Annotated in this window: 21 protein-coding genes; 7 read left to right on the top strand and 14 right to left on the bottom strand. The window is 67.4% G+C overall.

Annotated features, from left to right (window positions below):
* Positions 1-130: 130 nt before the first annotated feature.
* On the top strand, positions 131-538 hold the full coding sequence (locus tag ACLJRM_RS08085; protein WP_101611356.1) for a VOC family protein: 408 nt from the start codon (positions 131-133) through the stop codon (positions 536-538).
* Positions 539-698: 160 nt separating this feature from the next.
* Here ACLJRM_RS08085 and ACLJRM_RS08080 read toward each other — a convergent pair whose 3' ends face one another.
* From ACLJRM_RS08080 to ACLJRM_RS08070, 3 genes are all read right to left on the bottom strand, one after another.
* The gene (locus ACLJRM_RS08080; RefSeq protein WP_101611355.1) at positions 699-1,370 is read right to left on the bottom strand and encodes a DedA family protein; all 672 of its coding nucleotides are present in this window, start codon (positions 1,368-1,370) and stop codon (positions 699-701) included.
* A 150-nt stretch (positions 1,371-1,520) separates the two neighbouring features.
* Entirely contained in the window at positions 1,521-3,797 is a 2,277-nt protein-coding gene (locus ACLJRM_RS08075) for an MFS transporter (RefSeq protein ID WP_410662675.1), read from the bottom strand.
* A gap of 3 nt (positions 3,798-3,800) precedes the next feature.
* On the bottom strand, positions 3,801-4,319 hold the full coding sequence (locus tag ACLJRM_RS08070) for a MarR family winged helix-turn-helix transcriptional regulator (RefSeq protein WP_101611353.1): 519 nt from the start codon (positions 4,317-4,319) through the stop codon (positions 3,801-3,803).
* 234 nt (positions 4,320-4,553) lie between these two features.
* On the opposite strand from ACLJRM_RS08070, the gene ACLJRM_RS08065 reads away from it, so the two are divergent.
* Positions 4,554-4,979, top strand: coding sequence for a PPOX class F420-dependent oxidoreductase (locus ACLJRM_RS08065; protein WP_410662674.1), 426 nt, complete (start codon positions 4,554-4,556; stop codon positions 4,977-4,979).
* 19 nt (positions 4,980-4,998) lie between these two features.
* Here ACLJRM_RS08065 and ACLJRM_RS08060 read toward each other — a convergent pair whose 3' ends face one another.
* Entirely contained in the window at positions 4,999-5,526 is a 528-nt protein-coding gene (locus ACLJRM_RS08060; protein ID WP_101611351.1) for a TetR/AcrR family transcriptional regulator, read from the bottom strand.
* A 91-nt stretch (positions 5,527-5,617) separates the two neighbouring features.
* Here ACLJRM_RS08060 and ACLJRM_RS08055 point away from each other — a divergent pair, with 91 nt between their 5' ends.
* Positions 5,618-7,102 carry an MFS transporter gene (locus ACLJRM_RS08055; RefSeq protein ID WP_101611350.1) on the top strand — a complete coding sequence of 495 codons (1,485 nt, stop codon included), beginning with the start codon at positions 5,618-5,620 and terminating at the stop codon, positions 7,100-7,102.
* Between the two features lie 18 nt (positions 7,103-7,120).
* Complete coding sequence (locus ACLJRM_RS08050; protein ID WP_410662673.1) at positions 7,121-8,509, top strand: FAD-binding oxidoreductase; 1,389 nt, start codon at positions 7,121-7,123, stop codon at positions 8,507-8,509.
* Positions 8,510-8,775: 266 nt separating this feature from the next.
* Here ACLJRM_RS08050 and ACLJRM_RS08045 read toward each other — a convergent pair whose 3' ends face one another.
* The 4 genes from ACLJRM_RS08045 to ACLJRM_RS08030 form a co-directional block, all read right to left on the bottom strand.
* Positions 8,776-9,492, bottom strand: coding sequence for a DedA family protein (locus ACLJRM_RS08045; protein WP_101611348.1), 717 nt, complete (start codon positions 9,490-9,492; stop codon positions 8,776-8,778).
* 54 nt (positions 9,493-9,546) lie between these two features.
* Positions 9,547-9,966, bottom strand: coding sequence for a hypothetical protein (locus ACLJRM_RS08040; protein WP_101611347.1), 420 nt, complete (start codon positions 9,964-9,966; stop codon positions 9,547-9,549).
* A gap of 17 nt (positions 9,967-9,983) precedes the next feature.
* Entirely contained in the window at positions 9,984-11,186 is a 1,203-nt protein-coding gene (nagA, locus tag ACLJRM_RS08035; protein WP_101611346.1) for an N-acetylglucosamine-6-phosphate deacetylase, read from the bottom strand.
* Between the two features lie 91 nt (positions 11,187-11,277).
* Positions 11,278-11,853 carry a SigE family RNA polymerase sigma factor gene (locus ACLJRM_RS08030; protein ID WP_101611345.1) on the bottom strand — a complete coding sequence of 192 codons (576 nt, stop codon included), beginning with the start codon at positions 11,851-11,853 and terminating at the stop codon, positions 11,278-11,280.
* Between the two features lie 163 nt (positions 11,854-12,016).
* Between ACLJRM_RS08030 and ACLJRM_RS08025 the strand changes: the two genes are divergently transcribed.
* Positions 12,017-12,301, top strand: a complete 285-nt coding sequence (locus ACLJRM_RS08025; RefSeq protein WP_410662672.1) for a YciI family protein — start codon at positions 12,017-12,019, stop codon at positions 12,299-12,301.
* 4 nt (positions 12,302-12,305) lie between these two features.
* On the opposite strand, the gene ACLJRM_RS08020 is transcribed toward ACLJRM_RS08025, so the two are convergent.
* The 6 genes from ACLJRM_RS08020 to ACLJRM_RS07995 all read right to left on the bottom strand — a co-directional run bounded on the left by ACLJRM_RS08020 (position 12,306) and on the right by ACLJRM_RS07995 (position 18,162).
* Positions 12,306-13,310: a PDR/VanB family oxidoreductase gene (locus tag ACLJRM_RS08020; RefSeq protein ID WP_410662671.1), complete on the bottom strand. Its 1,005-nt coding sequence runs from the start codon at positions 13,308-13,310 to the stop codon at positions 12,306-12,308.
* A complete protein-coding gene (locus tag ACLJRM_RS08015) occupies positions 13,307-14,185 on the bottom strand; it encodes a metal-dependent hydrolase (protein ID WP_101611342.1) in 879 nt (292 codons plus the stop codon). The genes ACLJRM_RS08020 and ACLJRM_RS08015 overlap by 4 nt, the downstream gene beginning before the upstream one ends.
* Complete coding sequence (locus tag ACLJRM_RS08010; protein ID WP_410662670.1) at positions 14,182-15,651, bottom strand: flavin-containing monooxygenase; 1,470 nt, start codon at positions 15,649-15,651, stop codon at positions 14,182-14,184. The genes ACLJRM_RS08015 and ACLJRM_RS08010 overlap by 4 nt, the downstream gene beginning before the upstream one ends.
* 81 nt (positions 15,652-15,732) lie before the next feature.
* Positions 15,733-16,206, bottom strand: a complete 474-nt coding sequence (locus ACLJRM_RS08005; protein WP_410662669.1) for a pyridoxamine 5'-phosphate oxidase family protein — start codon at positions 16,204-16,206, stop codon at positions 15,733-15,735.
* Between the two features lie 4 nt (positions 16,207-16,210).
* Positions 16,211-17,101, bottom strand: coding sequence for an SDR family oxidoreductase (locus ACLJRM_RS08000; protein WP_101611339.1), 891 nt, complete (start codon positions 17,099-17,101; stop codon positions 16,211-16,213).
* Positions 17,102-17,250: 149 nt separating this feature from the next.
* Positions 17,251-18,162 carry an aldo/keto reductase gene (locus tag ACLJRM_RS07995; RefSeq protein ID WP_410662668.1) on the bottom strand — a complete coding sequence of 304 codons (912 nt, stop codon included), beginning with the start codon at positions 18,160-18,162 and terminating at the stop codon, positions 17,251-17,253.
* Between the two features lie 50 nt (positions 18,163-18,212).
* Here ACLJRM_RS07995 and ACLJRM_RS07990 point away from each other — a divergent pair, with 50 nt between their 5' ends.
* Positions 18,213-19,034: an LLM class F420-dependent oxidoreductase gene (locus ACLJRM_RS07990; RefSeq protein WP_410662667.1), complete on the top strand. Its 822-nt coding sequence runs from the start codon at positions 18,213-18,215 to the stop codon at positions 19,032-19,034.
* Between the two features lie 83 nt (positions 19,035-19,117).
* Positions 19,118-20,149, top strand: coding sequence for a class II fructose-bisphosphate aldolase (gene fbaA, locus ACLJRM_RS07985; protein ID WP_378236838.1), 1,032 nt, complete (start codon positions 19,118-19,120; stop codon positions 20,147-20,149).
* Positions 20,150-20,353 lie beyond the last annotated feature (204 nt).

Genomic DNA, 20,353 nt, shown 5'->3' with positions numbered 1-20,353 from the left:
CCACTTTTTAACACGGTTTCCCGGCAGATATCACGATTCATGTGGGAAGTCGGCGGATCACCTCGTGGCCCCAGGCGCCTGTGTCACCCTGGTTGCGCCCCCAAGCTCTTGATCAGGACGGTCATCCCCGATGTCCAAGCTCATGTCTGTGCACCACCTGGCACTCACCGTGACCGACGTGGACCGGAGCGTGCCCTGGTACGCCCGCGTGCTCGAACTCGAGGAGTTCACGCGTCGCGAAGACCCCGAAACGGGTCTGCGGAAGGTCGTGTTGCGCTCGCCGAGCGAGGGTTTCGCGGTGGTGCTCGTCGAACATCAGGACACCGAGCGGCCGCGGTTCGACGAACGGCGGACCGGTCTGGACCACGTGGCGTTCAAGGTCTCGTCGCGGTCGGAACTGGCCGAGTGGGAAGCGCGGCTCTCGGAGTACGGCGTCGTCTACACGCCGTCGAAGGGATCGCGAACCCTGGAAGGCTCGTCCGTCATCGTGTTCCGTGACCCCGATGGCATCCAGCTGGAGATCTGGGCGGACGCTTAGGCCGTGTCCGGCGAGTCTTGTTCGCGGTCTTCGCGCCCAGGCGGTCCCTGACGGCACGGGCGGAGGCGGCCGAGTACGACCCGGTACGAGGCCGATCCGCCCGCACCGTCAGGAACCACCTGGATCACGAAGCCCATCGAACAGACCCACCGGACACGGCCTAAGTGGTCGCGCGGTCCTCGACCTCGTCCGCCGGGCGCCGCATTTCCTGGCGGTAGCGGATCACGCCGTAGGCCGTGCCCACCACGAAGAACGCGACGCTGATCCACAGGGCGGCCGTCTTCACCCACGGCAGCTGGTCCAGCAGGCCGGCACCGTAGTAGCCGAGCAGCACCAGCGTCGGCACCCAGAGCAGCCCGCCGAGCGCCGTCGCGAGGGCGAACCGGCGCGGATCCATCCGCGCGGTCCCGGCGATGAGCGGCGCCAGCGTGCGGATCCACGGGATCCAGCGCGCGGCGACGATGGCGAAGAAGCCTCTGCGATCGAGGAAGTTCCTGGCGCGGTCGAGGTTGTGCCGGTTCAGTACTTTGCCCCCGCGCCGGGCGATCAGTTTCGTGCCCGTCGTCCGGCCGATGTAGTAGCCCACCTGGTTGCCGAGGATCGCGACGAGCAGCGCGGCCGCCGAGAGCAGCCACGCGTTCAGGTCGGAGCCGTGCTGCGCGAGGACGACCCCGGCCGCGAACAGCAGGGAGTCGCCGGGCAGGAACAGCCCGATGATCAGCGCGCACTCCACGAAGATGAAGCTCAGCACGATCACCCAGACGAGCACCGGCCCGGCGGTGTCGAGCCAGCTCACGCCGATGCCCGCGGCCTCGGTGTACACCTCACTCACGACGCGAGCCTACGTGTACTCGGCGAACCGCATGCGGCCGAACCGTGGAATCGGGGTGTCCGAAAGTTCCGGTCACGCGCCCCACGGACGCAATGAACGGGACTTTCATTGCAAAATTTGCAATGAAAGTCCCGTTCATTTCACTCGCGCCTAGTGCTCGACGAGCTCGTCGAGCGCCTGGTCGTAGCTCAACCGGACGTCGTGTTCGGCCTGGTCACCGCCCAGCAGCTCCACCCGGCTGGTGGCGGGCGGGTAGCCGCTGGCGATCACCGTGTACGTCCCGGCGGGCAGGTCGCTGATCGTGTAGTTGCCCTCCGCGTCGGTCCTCGCCACGGCGGCGACGCCGCCCGAGGAGTCGAGCACGGTGATCCGCGCGTCCGGCACGATCCGCTCCCCGTCGGTGCGGGCGATCCCGCTCAGCAGGATCGTGCTGACCAGTTCGACGTCGTGGCGCAGCACGCCGGCGCCGGTGGCGGTCAGCGTCGCCGCGACCGGCCGGAACCAGCGACCGCTGGCGACGATCGTGTACCGCCCGCCCACGATCCCGGCGAAGGAGTAGACGCCGTTCTCGTTCGTGTGGGTCCTGGCCACCTGATTGCCGTTGTGGTCGATCAGGGTCAGCGCCGCCCCCGCGACGTTCGTCGCGTCGTCCCGGCGGACGTGCCCGCTGATCTGCGCGGATCCCGCCCGATAGACGCCGTTGCCGTTCCCGTTGGTCATCGCGTGCTTGCCGGGTTCGGGAGTCACCGGAGCGGTGACGACCGTCTTCTCGGAAGCCGTTTCGACAGGTGCGGGCTCCTCTTCTTCGAGGAGGGCTTCGCCGCCTTCGAGAGCCGATGCCGCCGAAGGAGTCGAGCCGCCGAGCAGCGGGATCTCCTTCATGAACATCAGCACCAGCGTCGCCAGCAGCGCGACCGCGCCCGCCACGTAGAACACCGTGGTGATCGACTCGGTGAAGCCGATCAGCACCGGGGTCTTGATGGCCTCGGGCAGGCTCGCGATACCGCTCGTGTTCGATTGGATGTCGCCCAGCGCCGCGGCGCCTTCCCCGGTCGGCGCGTTGCCGCCGAACGCCTTGGTGATGTTGCCCGGCAGGACGTTGAACAGGATCGTCAGGAACACCGCGACACCCGCGGTACCACCGATCTGCCGGAAGAACGTCGCCGAAGCGGTCGAGACGCCCATGTCGCTGCGGGGGCCCGCGTTCTGCACCGCGATGATCAGCGTCTGCATGCAGGCACCGAGGCCGAGACCGATGATCGCGGCCGCGACCAGCGGGTGCCACAGCGCGCTGTTGTACTCGACCTGCGCGAAGAAGAACGCGCCCGCCGCGATCAGCAGCGTGCCGACCACCGGGAACACCTTGTAGCGGCCGGTCTTGCTGGTGATCTGGCCCGAGACGATCGAACCGCTCATGATGCCCGCCATCAGCGGGATCATCAGCAGACCCGACTCGGTCGGCGAGAACTCCTGAACCACCTGCATGTACTGCGGGATCATCATGATCGCGCCGAACATCGCCACACCGACGATGACGCCGCCGATGATCGCGACCGTGAAGGTCGAGTTCTTGAACAGCCGCAGCGGGATCAGCGCCGCGTCCTTCATCAGCTTCTCGATGAAGATGAAGGCGACCACGCCGATGGCGCCGATGACGTAGCAGATGATCGCGTTCTGCGAGCCCCAGCCCCACTTGTTGCCCTGCTCGGCGACGATCAGGAACGGCACCACGGCGACGACGAGCGCGAGCCCGCCCCACCAGTCGATCTTGTGGTCGTGGCGCTGGTGCGGCACGTTGAGCACCTTGGCGACGACGAACAGCGCGACGATCGCGATCGGCACGTTGATCAGGAAGACCCAGCGCCAGCCGGCGATGTCGTAGCCGAAGACGCTGCCGAGCTTGTCGAAGTCGGCGAAGAACCCGCCGAGCACCGGGCCGAGCACGGTGGAGATACCGAACACGGCGAGGAAGTAACCCTGGTAGCGGGCGCGTTCCCGCGGCGGCACGATGTCGCCCATGATCGTCATCGCCAGCGACATCAGACCACCGGCGCCGAGGCCCTGGATCGCGCGGAACGCGGCCAGCTCGTACATCGACGTCGCGAACGCCGAGGCGATCGAACCGATCAGGAAGATCGAGATCGCCGCGATGTAGAACGGCTTGCGCCCGTAGATGTCGGACAGCTTGCCGTAGATCGGCGTGACGATGGTCGAGGTGATCAGGTAGGCCGTGGTGATCCAGGCCTGCAGGTCGAACCCGTTGAGGTCGTTCGCGATGCGGACGATCGAGGTGCCCACGATCGTCTGGTCGAGCGCCGCCAGGAACATGCCCGACATCAGGCCGATCAGGATCGTGACGATCTGACGGTGGCTGAGCCGGGGCCCGTCCTCCTCGACGGCTGGTGGACTTTCTACGGTGGAACTCATTGTTCAGGCCCCCTTGGCCTTCGACGCCGACGCGGGGTCGGCGAACTGTGGAGATGTTTTTTCGATGTCGTCGTTCAGCCGGTGGAACAGCGAGTTGAGGGTTTCCCGGTCGTCGTCGGACCAGTCGCCGAGGACCTCGGCGAGCCACTGATTCCGTTGCTTGCGGTTCTCCTCGAACACCCGGAGCCCTTCGGCGGTCGGTGCGAGCAGGCAGGCGCGGCCGTCTTCGGGGTCGGCCAGGCGCTCGACCAGCCCGTGCTGGACGAGAGAGCTCGACTGCCTGCTGATGGTCGAGATCTCGGAGTGCAGGAACTCGGCGAGTTTGCTGGTCCGCTGGGGCCCGACGTGGATGAGGCAGAAGAGGATCGCGTACGCGGCCCGCTCGATGCCGTCCGGCCCCTGCTTGGACACCTGGGACTTGGCCCGGTTGACCAGGCGGACGAGCCGCACGAGCTCGTGCCCGAGGGTGTCGGCCAGATCGAGGTCGGACTTCGACCTGGTGCCGGGTGTCGTGGGTGTCATGGTGGTCTCTCTCGCCGGTTGCTTGGTCACTGCAACTAGTTGCCTAGAGCAAGGATGTTCCTCTCAAGGGTGCTTCGCAAGGAGAAAGTGACCGGGTGTGTCGGACAACACTTTAGTTGCCGCATGCAAGCACATTTATTCGTGCATGTTTGTCCGGTTCGCCCGTCTTGGGGTGCTGAGCAGGTGTTTTGTCGCCAGGGGAACAAGCCGGACCGGTCGCGCTTTGATGAAGTCATGACCGACTCCGCGCTTCTCGCGATCCTCGCCGGCCACAACCTCGGCACCCTCGCCACCATCAAACGGGACGGCAGGCCGCAGCTCTCGACCGTCAACTATCTCTACGACGCGGACGCCGGCGCGATCCTGATCTCGATCACCGCGCCGCGCGCCAAGACCAGGAATCTCCAGCGCGACCCGCGGGCGACGTTCCACGTCGCGACCGAGAGCGGCGGCAGCTACGTCGTCGTCGAGGGTCCGGCCGTGCTCGCGCCGACCGCCGCTTCGCGCGACGACGCGACCGTCGACGCGCTGGTGGATCACTACCGGCGGGCTCGCGGCGAGCATCCTGACTGGGACGAGTTCCGGGACGCCATGGTCGCCGACCAGCGGGTCCTGCTCACCATTCCGATCGAGCGCGTCTACGGCCTCGACCGCAACTAGAGGACTAAACGCGAGGGGATCAGCGCTGGATGCGGGCCTTGATCTCGTCGATCCGGTCGAGGAGGGGGCTCGGGTCGTCCCGGCCGAGTGCCGCCCGCAGATAGAGGCCGTCGCCGACCAGGATGACCAGTTCGGCGGTCAGCGGGTCGTCGACGTGCTCGCTGATCAGGTCGTGGACCCGTTGGTTGTAGACCTGCACGACCTCGGAGACCCGTGGCTCGTTGAGCATGATCCGGATCGTCGCCATGGTCGTGCGATGCAGCGGCTTGCGCTGGGTGACGTCGGTGATCGCGGTGCGCAGGTACCACGAAACGACACCTTCGGGTGCGTTTCGTGCCCGCTCGAGGTCCTCCTCCGACAAGAGGGCGAGGCGCTCCAACAGGCCGTCGACCAGGGCTTCCTTCGAGCCGAAGTGGTAGAGCAAGCCGCCCTTCGACACTCCGGCGTGCGCGGCGACGGCTTCCAAGGTGATGCCGCCGGGGCCCTGCTCGATGAGGATCTCTTCGTACGAGTCGAGGATGCGTTCCTTCGCCGTGGGCTTCGCCATATCAGTTGACTATACCGTCCGGACGGTTTACCTTCGAAACAGGCGGTAACTGTACCGTCCAGACGGTTTACCTAATTGAGGAGAGTGCGCCATGGCGGGGCGCAAGCAGTGGTGGGCGTTGGCGGTACTGGTGCTTCCGGTGCTGCTGATCAGCGTGGACATGACGGTGCTCGGGTTCGCGCTGCCGTTCCTGTCCGAGGATCTGGCGCCGACCGGTGCGGAGCAGTTGTGGATCGTCGACATCTACTCGTTCATGCTGGCGGGCCTGCTGGTCCTGATGGGCACGCTCGGCGACCGCATCGGGCGCCGCAAGCTGCTGCTCATGGGTGCCGCGGCGTTCGGCGCCGCGTCAGTGCTCGCGGCCTTCTCGACCAGCGCGTTCATGCTGATCATCGCCCGGGCGCTGCTCGGGGTCGGTGGCGCGACGCTGATGCCGTCGACGCTGTCGCTGATCCGCAGCATCTTCCTCGACCCCAAACAGCGCCGGACCGCGATCGCGGTGTGGAGTGCCGGGTTCTCCGGCGGCATGGCGCTCGGACCGGTGCTCGGCGGCTGGCTGCTGGAGCACTTCTGGTGGGGTTCGGTGTTCCTCATCAACGTCCCGGTGATGCTGGTGCTGCTGGTCGTCGGACCGTTCGTGCTGCCGGAGGCGCGTGACCCGAAGCCGGGCCGCTTCGACCCGTTGTCGGCGCTGCTGTCCCTGGCCGCGATGCTGCCGGTGGTCTACGGCATCAAGCTGGTCGCCGAACACGGCTTCACCCTCAAGGCCGCGATCAGCATCCTGATCGGTCTCGCGCTCGGTGTGCTGTTCGTCCGCAGGCAGAACCGTCTCGACGAGCCGATGCTCGACCTGAAGCTGTTCTCGAACCGGGCCTTCAGCGGGTCCGTCGTGACGAACATGCTCGGCGTGTTCGCCTTGGTCGGCCTGTTGTTCCTGGTGCCGCAGTACCTGCAGCTGGTGCTCGGGCTGACCCCGGTCGTCGCCGCGCTGTGGATGCTCCCGGCGACGGTCGCCGGGATCACCGGCGCGCTTCTCGCGGCTTGGCTCGCGAAGCGGATCCGGGTCTCCGTGCTGGTCAGTGTCGGTCTCCTGGTCGCCGCTGTCGGGTTCCTGGCGTTGACGCAGGTCTCGTCCGGCGGCGGGCTCGCGTACGTCGTGGTGTCGTTCACGCTGCTCGGGGGCGGTGTCGCCCTGTCGGAGACGCTGACGAACGACCTGGTCATCTCGGCCGCACCGGCCGAACGGGCCGGGGCCGCGTCGGCGATTTCCGAGACCGGCTTCGAGCTGGGCGGCGCGCTGGGCACCGCGATCCTGGGTAGTGTCGCGACCGCGGTCTACCGCTCCGGCCTGCCGGAGGGCACGCCCGAGGCCGCGCGGGACACGCTCGGTGGCGCCGTCGCCACCGCGCAGCAACTCGACCCCGCGCAGGGTCAGGCGCTATTGGCGTCGGCGCGTGAAGCCTTCACTCAGGGGATGCACGTCACCGCATGGGCAGGCGTCGTCGTGCTCGTCTATACGGGTGTTCAAGCGTACATTCTGCTCAATCGGAAGAAAGATTCCGCAGTGCGGATCTGATGAGCCTACGATAAGGGTATGAGCAACGACGCCTTGGTCATCCGGCTCCGCGAGCATCTCGGCGAGGCCGCGGTACTCACCGACTACGACGTCACGGCCGCGTACTCGCGCGACATGATGCCGCTCGCCGAGTCGGGCAGGCCCCTCGCGGTGGTGCTGCCCGCCGACACGGCGGGGGTGCAGGCCGTGGTCAAGGCCTGCGCGGAATTCGAGGTCCCGATCGTGCCCCGCGGCGCCGGCAGTGGTCTGTCCGGCGCCGCGAACGCGATCGACGGCTGTGTCGTGCTGGTGCTGACCAAACTCGACCAGGTCGTCGAGATCGACGAGGGCAACCGGCTCGCCGTCGTGCAGCCCGGCGTGGTGAACCTCGATTTCCGCACCGCCGTGGAGAAACACGGCCTGTTCTATCCGCCGGACCCCTCCAGCTACGACTGGTGCACCATCGGCGGCAACCTGTCGACCAACGCCGGTGGTCTGTGCTGCGTGAAGTACGGCGTCACCACGGATTCGGTACTGGGCCTGGAAGTCGTGCTCGCCGACGGGTCGCTGCTGAAGACCGGGCGCCGCACGGTGAAGGGCGTCGCGGGCTACGACCTCGCGCGGCTCTTCGTCGGCAGTGAGGGCACGCTCGGGGTGATCACACAGGCGACGGTCGCGCTGAAACCGTTGCCGCAGCTGCCTTCCACGCTCGTCGCGGCCTTCAACAGCACGGAGGCCGCCGGGGAAGCCGTCGCGCGAGTCGTGCGCGAGGGGCTGGTGCCGTCGCTGCTGGAGATCATGGACGCGACGTCCATCAAGGCCGCCGAGGCCTATCTCAAGACCGACCTCGGCACCAGCTCGGACTGCAAAGCCTTGCTGCTCGCGCAATCCGACTCCGGCGGCGAGGTCGCACGGCGGGAACTCGCCGCCCTGGAACAGATCTGCGTCGACTGCGGTGCGGATCTGGCCTACGCCACCGAAGATCTCGAAGAGGGCAAGATGCTGCTGCAGGCGCGGCGGGTCGTGCTCACCGCGCTGGAGCTGTACGGCGTCTGGCTGACCGACGACGTCTGCGTGCCGCGCACCCGGATCGCCGAGCTGATCGCGGGCTGCGAGCGGATCAGCGAAGAGGTCGGGCTGCGGATCGCCGTGGTGGGCCACGCCGGCGACGGCAACATGCACCCGACGATCGTCTACTCGCCGGACTCCGAGGAGGAGTTCGCCCGCGCGCGGACGGCGTTCGACGCGATTCTCGAGGTCGCCCTGTCGCTGGGCGGGACGGTCACCGGCGAACACGGCATCGGCAGGATCAAACGCGAGTGGCTGGCGAAGGAGATCGGCGAAGTCGGCCTTCGCGTGCATCGCCAGATCAAGCAGGCTCTCGACCCGGGGAACCTCTTCAACCCGGGCTCGATGTTCTCCCTCTGAACGGCGAGAGCTGGGGGAATCGTCCTCTAGAGGATGTGTGAAACGTCCGCTAGGCGTGTCGAGAAGCCAAGCGCGGTCGTTCCCGGCGGGTCGGGTGGGGTGTCTCGGCCCGGGTGGTCGTGAGTGGCGATTCGTGTTCTAACCCGAAACGCCACTCACGACCAACCCGGCCCCGTCGCGGACGCCATTCCCCTCCCGAACGCCAGGAAAGGCCCGTTACTTGCAAAATTTGCAAGTAACGGGCCTTTCATAGCACGTCGGAAGGGTCAGTCGCGCACGCGCGGGATCTGCTGCGTCGCGTCCATGTCCACGGCCGGAGCGGCGTCGGTGCCCGCGTGCTTCTTCTCGCGGCGCGCCTTCAGGTACTCGATCACGATCGGCACCACCGACACCAGCACGATCAGGATGAAGATCGCGTCGATGTTCTTCTCGATGAAGGCGACCCCGCCGAGCAGGTGGCCGAGCGCGGTGATCCCGGCGGCCCACAGGATGCCGCCGATGACGGTGTAGGTGAAGTACTTCTTCGGGTCCATCTTGCCGATGCCGGCGATCCAGGTGATGAACGTCCGCACGAACGGCACGAACCGCGCCAGCACGACCGCCTTCGGCCCGTGCTTCTCCAGGAAGGCGTGTGTCTGGTCGACGTACTTCTTGTTGAAGAACTTCGAATCCGGCTTGCGGAACAGCCAGGGGCCGATCTTCCAGCCCAGGCCGTAGCCGAGCATGTTGCCGATCAGGGCGGCGAGCGTGACCAGCACGCACACCAGCCAGAGCGGGGCCTTGATCGAGCCGTTGGCGATGAGCAGGCCCGCGGTGAACAGCAGGGAATCGCCGGGCAGCACCGGGAAGACGCTGCTTTCGATGAAGATGATCAGGCAGAGCACGGTGATGACCGGGACGGTCAGCCCGCTCAACAGGATCTTCGGGTCCAGCCACTCGGGCAGGAGCCCCATCGTCGTCACGGTGTTCTGCGCCAGGATCACACCAAAACGGTACAGGGTGACGCAGAGTGCCTTAACCCGACGGGAGAGGGCGGCTCAGATCAGGGTGAGCAGCCCGATCACCGAACCGGCGGCCAGTCCCAGGAGCACGGCCAGCAGCAACACCCAATACGCGGGCAGCGGGGCACTGCCGGGCGAAGGCGCCGGAGGCGGTGTCGGACGTTCCGCCAGCCTGGCCGTTTCCGCGTTCTCCAGCGCGACGCGCTCCCGTTCGAGCGAGTCCGCGCTCGCACCGGAAAGCAGGCCGTACTGGAGAGGCAGCTCGTGCTCCCCCGGAGCGGACTCGACAGTGTCCGAGTCATCCGAATCACTCTGTGTGCCCGAATTGATCTCGGTGTCCGGTTCGACCGGTTTCTCGGTGGAAGCCTCGGTGATCCGCTCCGCCGAAGGGGCGAAGACGGCTTGAGCGCGCAAGGCGTCGGCTAGGAGCTTCTCCGGGTCCTTGGGCTCGCTCATCCAGGCTCCCTTCGCCGCTACCCGTCGCTGACCGACACACCACCTTCGACCGCGCCGCTCAGCGGGGCCGTGGCGCTCAATGTAGCCGCAGCGTCGTCCTCGACCCACTCGCCCTGGCGCAGCACCTTGACCGGTCGCAGGTCGCGGTCCAGCACGACGACGTCGGCCGCGAGCCCGGCGCGCAGCGACCCGGTCCGGTCGGCGATGCCGAGCAGTTCGGCCGGTCGGCCGGAGGTCGCGCGGACGGCGTCGAGCAGGTCGATGCCCGCGCCGCGGACCAGATTGCGGAAGGCCGCGTCCATGGTCAGCGTGCTGCCCGCCAGTGAACCGTTCCCGGCCAGCGTGGCGACACCGTCGCGGACGTCGACCTCGAGGCGGCCGAGGATGTAGCTGCCGTCGGCGGCGTCGGTGGCCGACATGGCGTCGGTGATGAGCACCGTCCGGCCCTTGCCCGCGTGGTGCGCGGCGAGCCGCAGCACCGTCGGGTGCACGTGGACGAGGTCGCAGATCAGTTCGACGGTGATCCGCTCGTCGTCGAGGAGGGCGCCGATCGGGCCCGGCTCGCGATGGTGGAGGGGCCGCATGGCGTTGAAGAGGTGGGTCGCGACGGAGGCGCCCGCGTCGATCGCGGGGATGATCTGGTCTTCCACGCCGTCGGTGTGCCCGATGGCGGCGATGACGCCCGATTCGGCCAGTTGCCGTACCGCTTTGACGCCACCGTGCAGTTCCGGGGCGAGCGTGACCATCCGGATGTCGCCGCGGCCCGCGCCGAGGAGCGCGTTCACCGTCGCCGTGTCCGGCTCGATCAGCGTCGCCGGGTCGTGTGCCCCGCACCGCGCTTTGGAGATGAAGGGTCCTTCAAGGTGAATCCCGGCAAGTTCACCCTCTTGGACCAGCTCTCGGAGGGCCGCGATCTGGTCCCTGAGCACCGGGATGGGATCCGAGACCAGACTGCCGAGCATGGTCGTGGTCCCGTGGCGCCGGTGCGCGCGGACGGCGCGGAACAGCTCCTCGGGATTTCCACTGGAGAACGACCCGCCCCCACCGCCATGGCAGTGGGTGTCGATGAAGCCGGGGATGACCAGGCCCCCGTCGACATGGACGCGGTCGATGTCCGGGGGTGTCCCGGAACCGACTTGGACGATCGTGCCGCCGGCGATAGCCAGCCAGCCGTCGTCGAGTACACGGTCCGGGGTCACTACCCGGCCGCCCACGATCACGAAATCTCCGGCGCCTCTCACGCCCCCCAGCATATATTGGTCTGGACCAAGCATGGCGGCACAACCCAGCGGTCGAGATTAAAGCCGGGTGTCAGTTCGGCGACTGCATCGCTTTCTGCAGTGCCTCCAGCGCCCGGCTGGCGGTTGACTTCACGGTACCTTTCGAAATACCGGCGGCCTCGGAAATCTCGGCCTCACTCAGCCCACCGTAGTAACGGAGCACCAGAACTTCACGCTGGCGGGGCGGCAGTTTGGACAAAGCGCTCACAACGGCCTGATGTTCACTCGACAGCATGGCGAGGCTTTCGGCCGAACGCGCGTTGACGGCGTGCGGCGCGACGTACTCGCGAGCGGTCTTGCGGCGGCGCAGCACACTGCGTGATCCGTTGACCACCGCGGTGCGCAGGTAGCCGACGGCCGCGGCGGCGTCCCGCAGCTTTCCCCAGTTGCGGTGGAGCCCGGTGAACGCCTCCTGGACGACGTCCTCGGCCGTGGCCGGTTCGTCCACGAGCAGGATGGCCAGCCGGACGAGCCGCATCCGGTGCTGGCGATAGAGATCCTCAAGGGTCAGCGGCGCCGCCGGCGGCGGTGGCGTGACCGGTCCGTCCATGGTGCGCAGATGGCCGAGGGTCACCTCGACACTGCGTTCCGCGTTGCCCTCGAGCATGTACCCCTACCTGTTCATTTACCCCTTTGAAGCACAACCTGTGCGTGGCGCCCGATCAGCGTATCGGGTGGGGCGAGACTCCCGCCTGATCGGATCCTGAGAACGTGGGCGGGGGTCGGATAGCGTCTACCACCGACCCGTTGAAGCGATCTTGGAGACGTCGATGGCCTGGTTCCTGGTGGAGATCCGGTACGTGCAGGAAAAGCTGGAGGAAGTGCGGCCCCGGCACCGGAAATTCCTCTCCGACCTCGCCGAACAGGGCGTCGTCGCGCTCGGCGGCCCGCTGGGCGACGGCTCGGGCGGCATCTCGCTCTACCAGGCGGCCGACGAGGCGGCGCTGACCGAGATCATCGATCAGGATCCGTACCACCTCGAAGGTGTCGTCGCCCAGCGAACCGTGCGCGAGTTCAAGCCGGTGATCGGCGCCTGGCTGCCGCAAGAAGCCTGACAGCTCAGAGGTCGAGGGTGACCGGCTCGCGTTCGACGCAGATCCGGACGCGGTCGCCAGTCACCGTCGGCAGCTCGCAGGTCCCGCAGAACCCCTGCCTGCACGAATACGCGATACCGGGCACGGTTTCGCGCAGGACGTCGAGCGTGGTCCGGTCGGCGGGCACGTCCAGCGTCCGGCCGCTGCGGGCCAGTTCGACGCGGAACGGCTTGCCTCCGACGATCGGCGGCGTCGAAAACCGCTCGAAGAACACCGGTCCCGAAGTGCGCAGCGCCGCGTCCGTCCGGACGCCGACGATCATCGGAACCGGGCCGCAGCAGTAAATCGGGGCACTCTTTTCTGCCCCTTCGAGCAGTTCCGCGCCCGAGGCGGGAATCCCGTAGTCCGTGTCCGGCCGAACCCAGACTCTGTCGCCGAATTCGGACAATTCATCCAGGAACGGCATCGAAGCCTCGTCGCGACCGGTGTAGACCAGCCGCCAGTCCGCGCCGGACGCGGCCGCCTGCCGCACCATCGGCAGGATCGGCGTGATCCCGATACCGCCGGCGATGAACAGGTACGCCGGGCTCGCGACGAACGGGAACGCGTTGCGCGGGCCGCGCGCGGTGATCCGCGCGCCCTTCTTCAGGGCGTGCACCGCCGTCGATCCCTCGCCCAGCAACCGGACGCCGACGCGGTAGGCCGAGCGGTCGTCCGGATCGCCGCACAGGGAGTACTGCCGGACCAGTCCCGGCCGCGGCGAGAGGTCGACGTGCGCGCCGGGCCGCCACCGGGGCAGCGGTTCGCCGTGTTCGTGCACCAGCCGCAGGCTGACCACGCCGTCGGCTTCGGCACGGAGATCGTCGACGACCAGCGGGAGATCGCGGTCGACGGCGGCCACCGGCGGACGGCGGCGTCCGCTCACGCCGCTGAGCCTGCGGTACGCCGCGACGACACCGGTCAACGACGCCATCGCGCGGTCGGTCCGCCCGCTGCCGTCGAGCCGCAGCGGGCGCGTCGGCGGCGTCACTGTGGTTCGTCGGCCGCCAGCGCGGCCGGGGAACTCGCGAGGTACGCGACGGCTTGGTCGGTGTTGCCGGTTTCCGTGGGGTGATAGGACTTCTTGAAGTACGGCTTGATCTCGCGCCGCAGTTGCTTGCCCGAAGGCAGCAACCCGAGCTTCGCCACTCGCAGATATGTCCGGAAACTTGTCTTGCCCGGCCGCGTCGGGTCGTTCTTCATGAGGAACCTGGTGCCGCGCAGGAAGACCCACGCGAGCACCGGCGTCACGACGAGCATGCTGCGCACGCGACGGCCGTAGCGGCCGTCGAGGTGCATGAACAGGTCGAAGGCGACCGACCGGTGCTCGACCTCCTCGGCGCCGTGCCAGCGCAGGAGATCCAGCATCGTCGGGTTCGCGTTCGCGTCGTCGAGGGCCTTGGCGTCGAGGATCCACTGGCCGAGGAACGCGGTGTAGTGCTCGATCGCGGCGATCACCGCGAGCCGCTCGATCAGCCATTCTTCGCGCCGTTTGGCGGAAAGCTCGCGGTCGCCGAGCAGACGGCGGAACATCCACTCCATCTGCGCGATGTACGGCCGCACGTGGACGCCCGCCGCTTCGAGGTGCTCCGCGGCGCCGTCGTGCGCCTCGGCGTGCATGGCCTCCTGGCCGATGAAGCCGAGGACGTCCTCCTTGAGCCGCTCGTCGCGGATCAGCGGGACGGCCTGCTTGAACACCTCGACGAACCAGCGTTCGCCTTCCGGCAGCGCCAGGTGCAGCACGTTGATGGTGTGCGTCGCCTGCGGTTCGCCGGGGATCCAGTGCATCGGCAGCGAGGCCCAGTCGAACTTGACGTCGCGCGCGTGCAGGACGATCTGCTCGTGGTCTTCGTGCTGAGCCGTCATGACGCCCTCCCGCTGAGTTCGTAGTCGGCCGGGTCGACCTTGCGGGTCTCGAGCCAGTAGCGCCAGGTGAACCCCGGCCAGATCGTGCGGTTGACGCCCTTCGCGTCGAGGTACCAGCTCTTGCAGCCGCCCTGGGTCCACACGCCCTTGACGAGCTTGTCCTGGATCCCGCGCTGGAACTTCTCCTGGACACCGGCGCGGACGTCGAGCGCGGCGGCGCCCCGCGAGCCGGCGAGCTTGATCGCGTCGACGACGTAGCGCGCCTGCGATTCGATCATGAACACCACGGAGTTGTGGCCCAGCGCGGTGTTCGGGCCGAGGAGGAAGAACAGGTTCGGGAAGCCGGAGACGCTGATGCCCTTGTGCGTGTGCATCCCCTCGGTGGCCCATTCCTTGGCGAGGTCGCGGCCGCCGATCCCGGTGATGTCCAGGTATTCCAAGGCATCCGTGACCTTGAAGCCGGTGCCGTAGATGATCGCGTCGACGTCGTGTTCGACGCCGTTCCCGTCGACGACACTGTGCGCCTTGACCTCGCGCACGCCGTCGGTGTTGACGTCCACATTGGACCGGTCGAGGGCCGGGTAGTAGTCGTTGGAGATCAGCACCCGCTTGCAGCCCATGGTGTAGTCCGGGGTGACCTTCTTGCGCAGCCGGGGATTCTTGATCCCCTTGCCGATATGGCGCTTCGCGATCACCTCACCGGCCTTCATGATCGCGGGGTGGCCGTTGAAGCCGACGGCGCGCACTTCGAGGAACCAGTACAGCGCGTTGCGATAAAGCCTTTGCACCCCGGGAATCCGGCGGAACACGGTCTTGGCCCAGCCCGGCATGGCGTGGTCGGGCTTCGGCATGATCCACGGCGGCGTGCGCTGGAACAGCGTCAGCTCGTCGACGTCCGGGGCGATCCGCGGGACGAACTGGACCGCGCTGGCGCCGGTGCCGACCACGGCGACCTTCTTGCCGCGCAGGTCGTATTCGTGGTTCCACTGCGCGGAATGCCAGGTCTGGCCCTGGAACTTCTCGATCCCGGGCAGCTTGGGGACCTGCGGGATGTGCAGGCCGCCGACACCGGAGACGACGAACTGGGCTTCGAACTCACCGGCCTTCGTGTGCACGCGCCAGAGCCGCGCGGTGTCGTCCCAGTCGGCGCCGGTGAGTTCGACGCCGAACCGGATCTTGCGCCGCAGCCGGTACTTGTCGGTGACGTCCTTGAGGTACTGGAAGATCTCCGGGGCGGGTGAGAACGACCGCGACCAGTCCGGGTTCTGCTCGTACGAGAACGAGTACATGTGGGACTGCACGTCGCAGGCGCAGCCGGGGTACGAGTTGTCGCGCCACGTACCGCCGACTTCGTCCGCCTTCTCCAGGATCACGTAGTCGGTGATCCCGGCCTTTTCGAGCTGGATGGCCTGGCCGAGCCCGGAGAACCCGGTGCCCACGATCACGACCTTGAATCGCTCGGTCATTTGCTGCGCCCTCCGCGTCGAGGCTTCTTGCGCGGATGACGTTACCGGAAGTAACAGTTACTTGCTAGTACGACTTACCCGTCAGTATGCCCCGCCGAGCTTCCCGTGGTTCCAGCTCACGATCTTGGTCGGCGTGAAGATCAGCCCGATTCGCTTCGGGGCCTGCTTGCCGATGAAGCCGGCGAGCTCGTCGGGCACCGGGTCGCCCGGTTTCGCGCCCGCGTACCGCTGCATGAGGTTGATACCCATCTGGGTGACCACGGCGGTATCGGTGATGACCTCGACGTCGGCTTCCAGGGAGACCCCGCGGAGCTTGTCGTAGCTTTCGCCGTCCTCGATGAGCACCGTGGCGCGCGGGTCGCGTTCCAGGTTCTTCGCCTTCTGCGACGAGCCGTAGGTCCAGGTCGCGACGCCCGACTCGTGCGGGTAGTACCAGAGCGGGGCCAGATGCGGGCGGCCGTTCGGCCCGACCGTCGCGACGTTGATGACCTTCTGCTCGTCGAGGTACGCGGCGAGCTCGTCGGGCGTCATGCGGATCTGGTCGCGACGGGACATTCGGTCAGCCCTTCTTCGTGGCGGCCCGGCCTGCTTGACCGGTCACTGAAGATTCGTACGCGCCACGCTGCTCGATGTCCACGAGTGCGGCCGCGTCGGCCTTCTTGATCCGGCCGCGGGAGCCGATCTCGATGATCGGGGGCAGGAACGCCCGGATGAGCTTGAGCCCGCCGACCCAGCGCGGGACGTGGATGGTGCGGGCGCGCTTGTTGACCCCGGCCTGGAGGAGGTCGAGGGCGACCTTCAGCGGGTACGTCTTGCCGAGCAGGCCGGGCATGCCCGCGCGGAGCTTGCCGAACACCGGGTGCTGGTCGGCGCTTTCGACGAGGTCGGTGCGGATCCAGGTCGGGTGCGCGACACCGACCTTCACGCCGAGGTGGGCGACTTCGGCGCGGAGGCTGTTGGAGAACGCTTCGACGCCCGCCTTCGCGGCGGCGTAGTTCGCCATGCCGGGCGCGTGGGTGATCGCGGCCAGCGACGAGATCGCGAGCAGGTAGCCCTTGCGGTCGATGACATGCGGAAGGGTGACGCGGAAGGTGCGCCAGACGCCGAGGAGGTCGACCTCGATGACCTTCTCGAAGGCGACGGGGTCCACCGACCGGACGAAACCGGAGGTCGCGATCCCGGCGTTCGCGATGACGACGTCGATCCCGCCGAAGTGCTCGACGACGCCGGCGGTGGCGCGTTCGAGGTCGTCCCAGCTGGTGACGTCGGCTTCCCAGGCGTGGGCGCTCGCGCCGATCTTGTCGGCGACGGCCTGCTGTTCCTTGGCTTCGATGCCGACCAGTGCGACCTTCGCGCCCTGCGCGGCCAGGCGTTCGGCGAGTCCCGCGCCGATGCCCCTCGCGGCGCCGGTGATCAGGACGACCTTGCCGTTCACGCTGTTCTTGGCCACGTTGCCTCCTCGTCCGAGCCCTAAGACTTTCGGACGGTACCCCAACCTACCCGGAGTAAGCTACCCGCAAGTAAGTCCGCGGTTCGTCCTCTGGTCGCGGTAGTTGGTGGTGCGAACTACCGCGACCAGAGGACTGAATGCGGGGATTTTCAGTGCGAAGCGGTGGTGAGGGCGTCGAGTTCGTCGGCGGTGAGAGCGAGGTCGGCCGCGGGCAGGAGGTCGGTCAGCTGCTCGACCGAGCGGGCGCTCGCGATGGGCGCGGTGACGGTCGGCTGGGCGAACAGCCACGCCAGCGACACCGCCGCGACCGTGACACCGCGGTCGGCCGCGATCGCGTCCAGCGCGGTGAGCACGCGTTCTCCGCGTTCGTCCAAATAGGACGATGCGCGGGCGGCGCGCGGGCTGTCGCCGAGGTCGTCCTTCGACCGGTACTTCCCGGCGAGGAAACCCTTGGCCAGCGAGAAATACGGCAGGATGGTCAGGCCTTCGCGCTCGACCGTCGGCGCCAGGTCGCGTTCGTAGTCCCGCTCGACGAGGTTGTAGTGCGGCTGCAGCGCGACGTACTTCGCGAGCCCTTCACGGTCCGAAGTGGACAGTGCTTCGCTCAGTCGTTCCGCGGAGAAGTTCGACGCCGCGACGTAGCGGACCTTGCCCGCGCGCACGAGCGCGTCGAAGGCCCGAAGCGTCTCCTCGACCGGGGTCTCCGGATCGTCGATGTGCGCGTAGTAGAGGTCGATGTGGTCGGTCCGGAGCCGCCGCAACGAGTCCTCGGCCGCCGCCGCGATGTTCGCCGCCGAGAGCCCCTTGCGCTCGTCCCACATGCCGGTCTTGGTCGCGATGACGACGTCGTCGCGGTTGCCGCGCTCGGTCAGCCAGTTGCCGATGATCGTCTCGGAGCCGCCCTTGGAGTACAGGTCGGCGGTGTCGATGAAGTTGCCGCCCGCCGCCGTGTAGGCGTCGAGGACGGCGAAGGACTGCTGCTCGTCCGCGGTCCAGCCGAAGACGTTCCCGCCGAGGTTGATCCCTCGGACGTCGAGGTCGGTATTCCCGAGTTTCGCCATGCCTCGAACATAAGGGAAGACTTCGGCCGAGGCCGGTGTTAGCTCGGAACATGGGAATCGAACTCGGCAGGATCGGCATCTGGCAGCACGAAAGTGTGTTCACCCCGGAGCTCGCGCGCGAACTGGAGGAACTCGGCTACGGCGCCATCTGGCTCGGTGGCTCGCCGTCGGGTGACCTCGCGAAGGCGGAGGAGCTCCTCGACGCGACGAAGACGATCAAGGTGGCTACCGGCATCGTCAACATCTGGAAGGACGACGCGGCCACGGTCGCCGAGTCCTACAAGCGCATCGAAGCGAAGCACCCGGGTCGCTTCCTGCTCGGCGTCGGCGCCGGGCACCGGGAGCACACTGCGGAGTTTAAGAAGCCGTACACCGCCCTGGTGGAGTATCTCGACGCTCTCGACGCCGCCGGAGTGCCCGTCGAAGCCCGCGCGCTGGCGGCTCTCGGCCCGAAGGTGATCAAACTCGCAGGAGACCGCACAGCGGGAGCCCACCCGTACCTGATGACGCTCGAGCACACGCGTCAGGCGCGCGAAATCCTCGGCGAGGGACCGCTGCTCGCGCCCGAGCAGAAGGTCGTCCTCGAGGCCGACCCGGCGAAGGCCCGCGCGATCGGGCGGACGTCCGTGGCGTTCTACCTCGGCCTGGTCAACTACACGAACTCCCTGCGGAAACTCGGTTTCACCGACGAGGACCTGGCGGGCGAGGGCAGTGACAAACTGGTCGACGCGCTGGCCGTCCACGGCGACGCGGAGACGGTCGCCCGCGGCGTCACCGCGCACATCGAGGCCGGGGCGGACCACGTGAACATCCAGGTACTGAACCAGGACCCCCTGCCGGTCTACCGCGCGCTCGCCGCGGTCCTTCTCTGACGCGACGGCTGTAGGCACCTCCCGGCCGACCTCGTACGATGCGGCCGAGAGGTGCACCAGCCTGCTTCGAGGAGGAGTAAACGATGCCCATCGCCACCCCCGAGGTCTACGCGGAGATGCTCGACCGGGCGAAGGCGAACGAATTCGCCTACCCGGCCATCAACGTGACCTCGTCGGAGACCCTGAACGCCGCGATCCGCGGGTTCGCCGAGGCGGAGAGCGACGGGATCATCCAGTTCTCCACCGGCGGCGCGGAGTTCGCGTCCGGCCAGAAGGTCAAGGACATGGTGACCGGTTCGGTCGCGCTGGCCGAGTTCGCCCAGGTCGTCGCCGCCAAGTACGACGTCAACGTCGCGCTGCACACCGACCACTGCCCGAAGGACAAGCTCGACGGCTTCGTCCGCCCGCTGATCGAGATCTCGGCGGAGCGCGTCAAGAACGGTCAGCTGCCGCTGTTCCAGAGCCACATGTGGGACGGCTCCGCGATCGACCTCGACGAGAACCTCGAGATCGCGCAGGAACTGCTCGCCAAGGCCGCGGCCGCGAACATCATCCTCGAGGTCGAGATCGGTGTCGTCGGCGGCGAGGAAGACGGCGTCGAGGCGGAGATCAACGAGAAGCTGTACACCGCCGAGGGCGACTTCCTGAAGACGATCGACGCGCTCGGTTCCGGCGAGAACGGCCGCTACCTGCTGGCCGCGACCTTCGGCAACGTGCACGGCGTCTACAAGCCCGGCAACGTGAAGCTGCGCCCGGACGTCCTCAAGGGCGGCCAGGAGGCGGCGTCGAAGAAGCTCGGCCTCCCGGCCGGTTCGAAGCCGTTCGAGCTCGTCTTCCACGGCGGTTCGGGCTCGCTGCCGGAGGAGATCCGCGAGGCGGTGTCCTACGGCGTCGTGAAGATGAACGTCGACACCGACACGCAGTACGCCTTCACGCGTCCGATCGCGGAGCACTTCTTCAAGAACTACGACGGCGTCCTGAAGATCGACGGCGAGGTCGGCAACAAGAAGGTCTACGACCCGCGTAGCTACCTCAAGGCCGCCGAGGCCGGCATGGCCGCGCGCATCGTCGAGGCCGCTCAGTCGCTGGGTTCGGCGGGCAACAAGCTCTCCTGATCCGCTTCACTCGCGTGCTATGAAAGGCCCGTTACTTGCAAATTTTGCAAGTAACGGGCCTTTCACAGCACTGGGGTGACGGAGGGAGCACCGGTTTCAAGATCAGCAAAATGTCGGTCACTTGCACTGTGGAATGTCGGTTCACCCAGTCGTGAAATGTCGACTGACGGTACTGTGAGATGTACACGACCCCGGCATTTCGAG

It is taken from the genome of Amycolatopsis sp. lyj-84, from assembly GCF_046549075.1.
GTDB lineage: Bacteria > Actinomycetota > Actinomycetes > Mycobacteriales > Pseudonocardiaceae > Amycolatopsis.
Note: the sequence above shows the minus strand (reverse complement) of the source record. Positions and strands in the feature narration are given on the sequence as shown.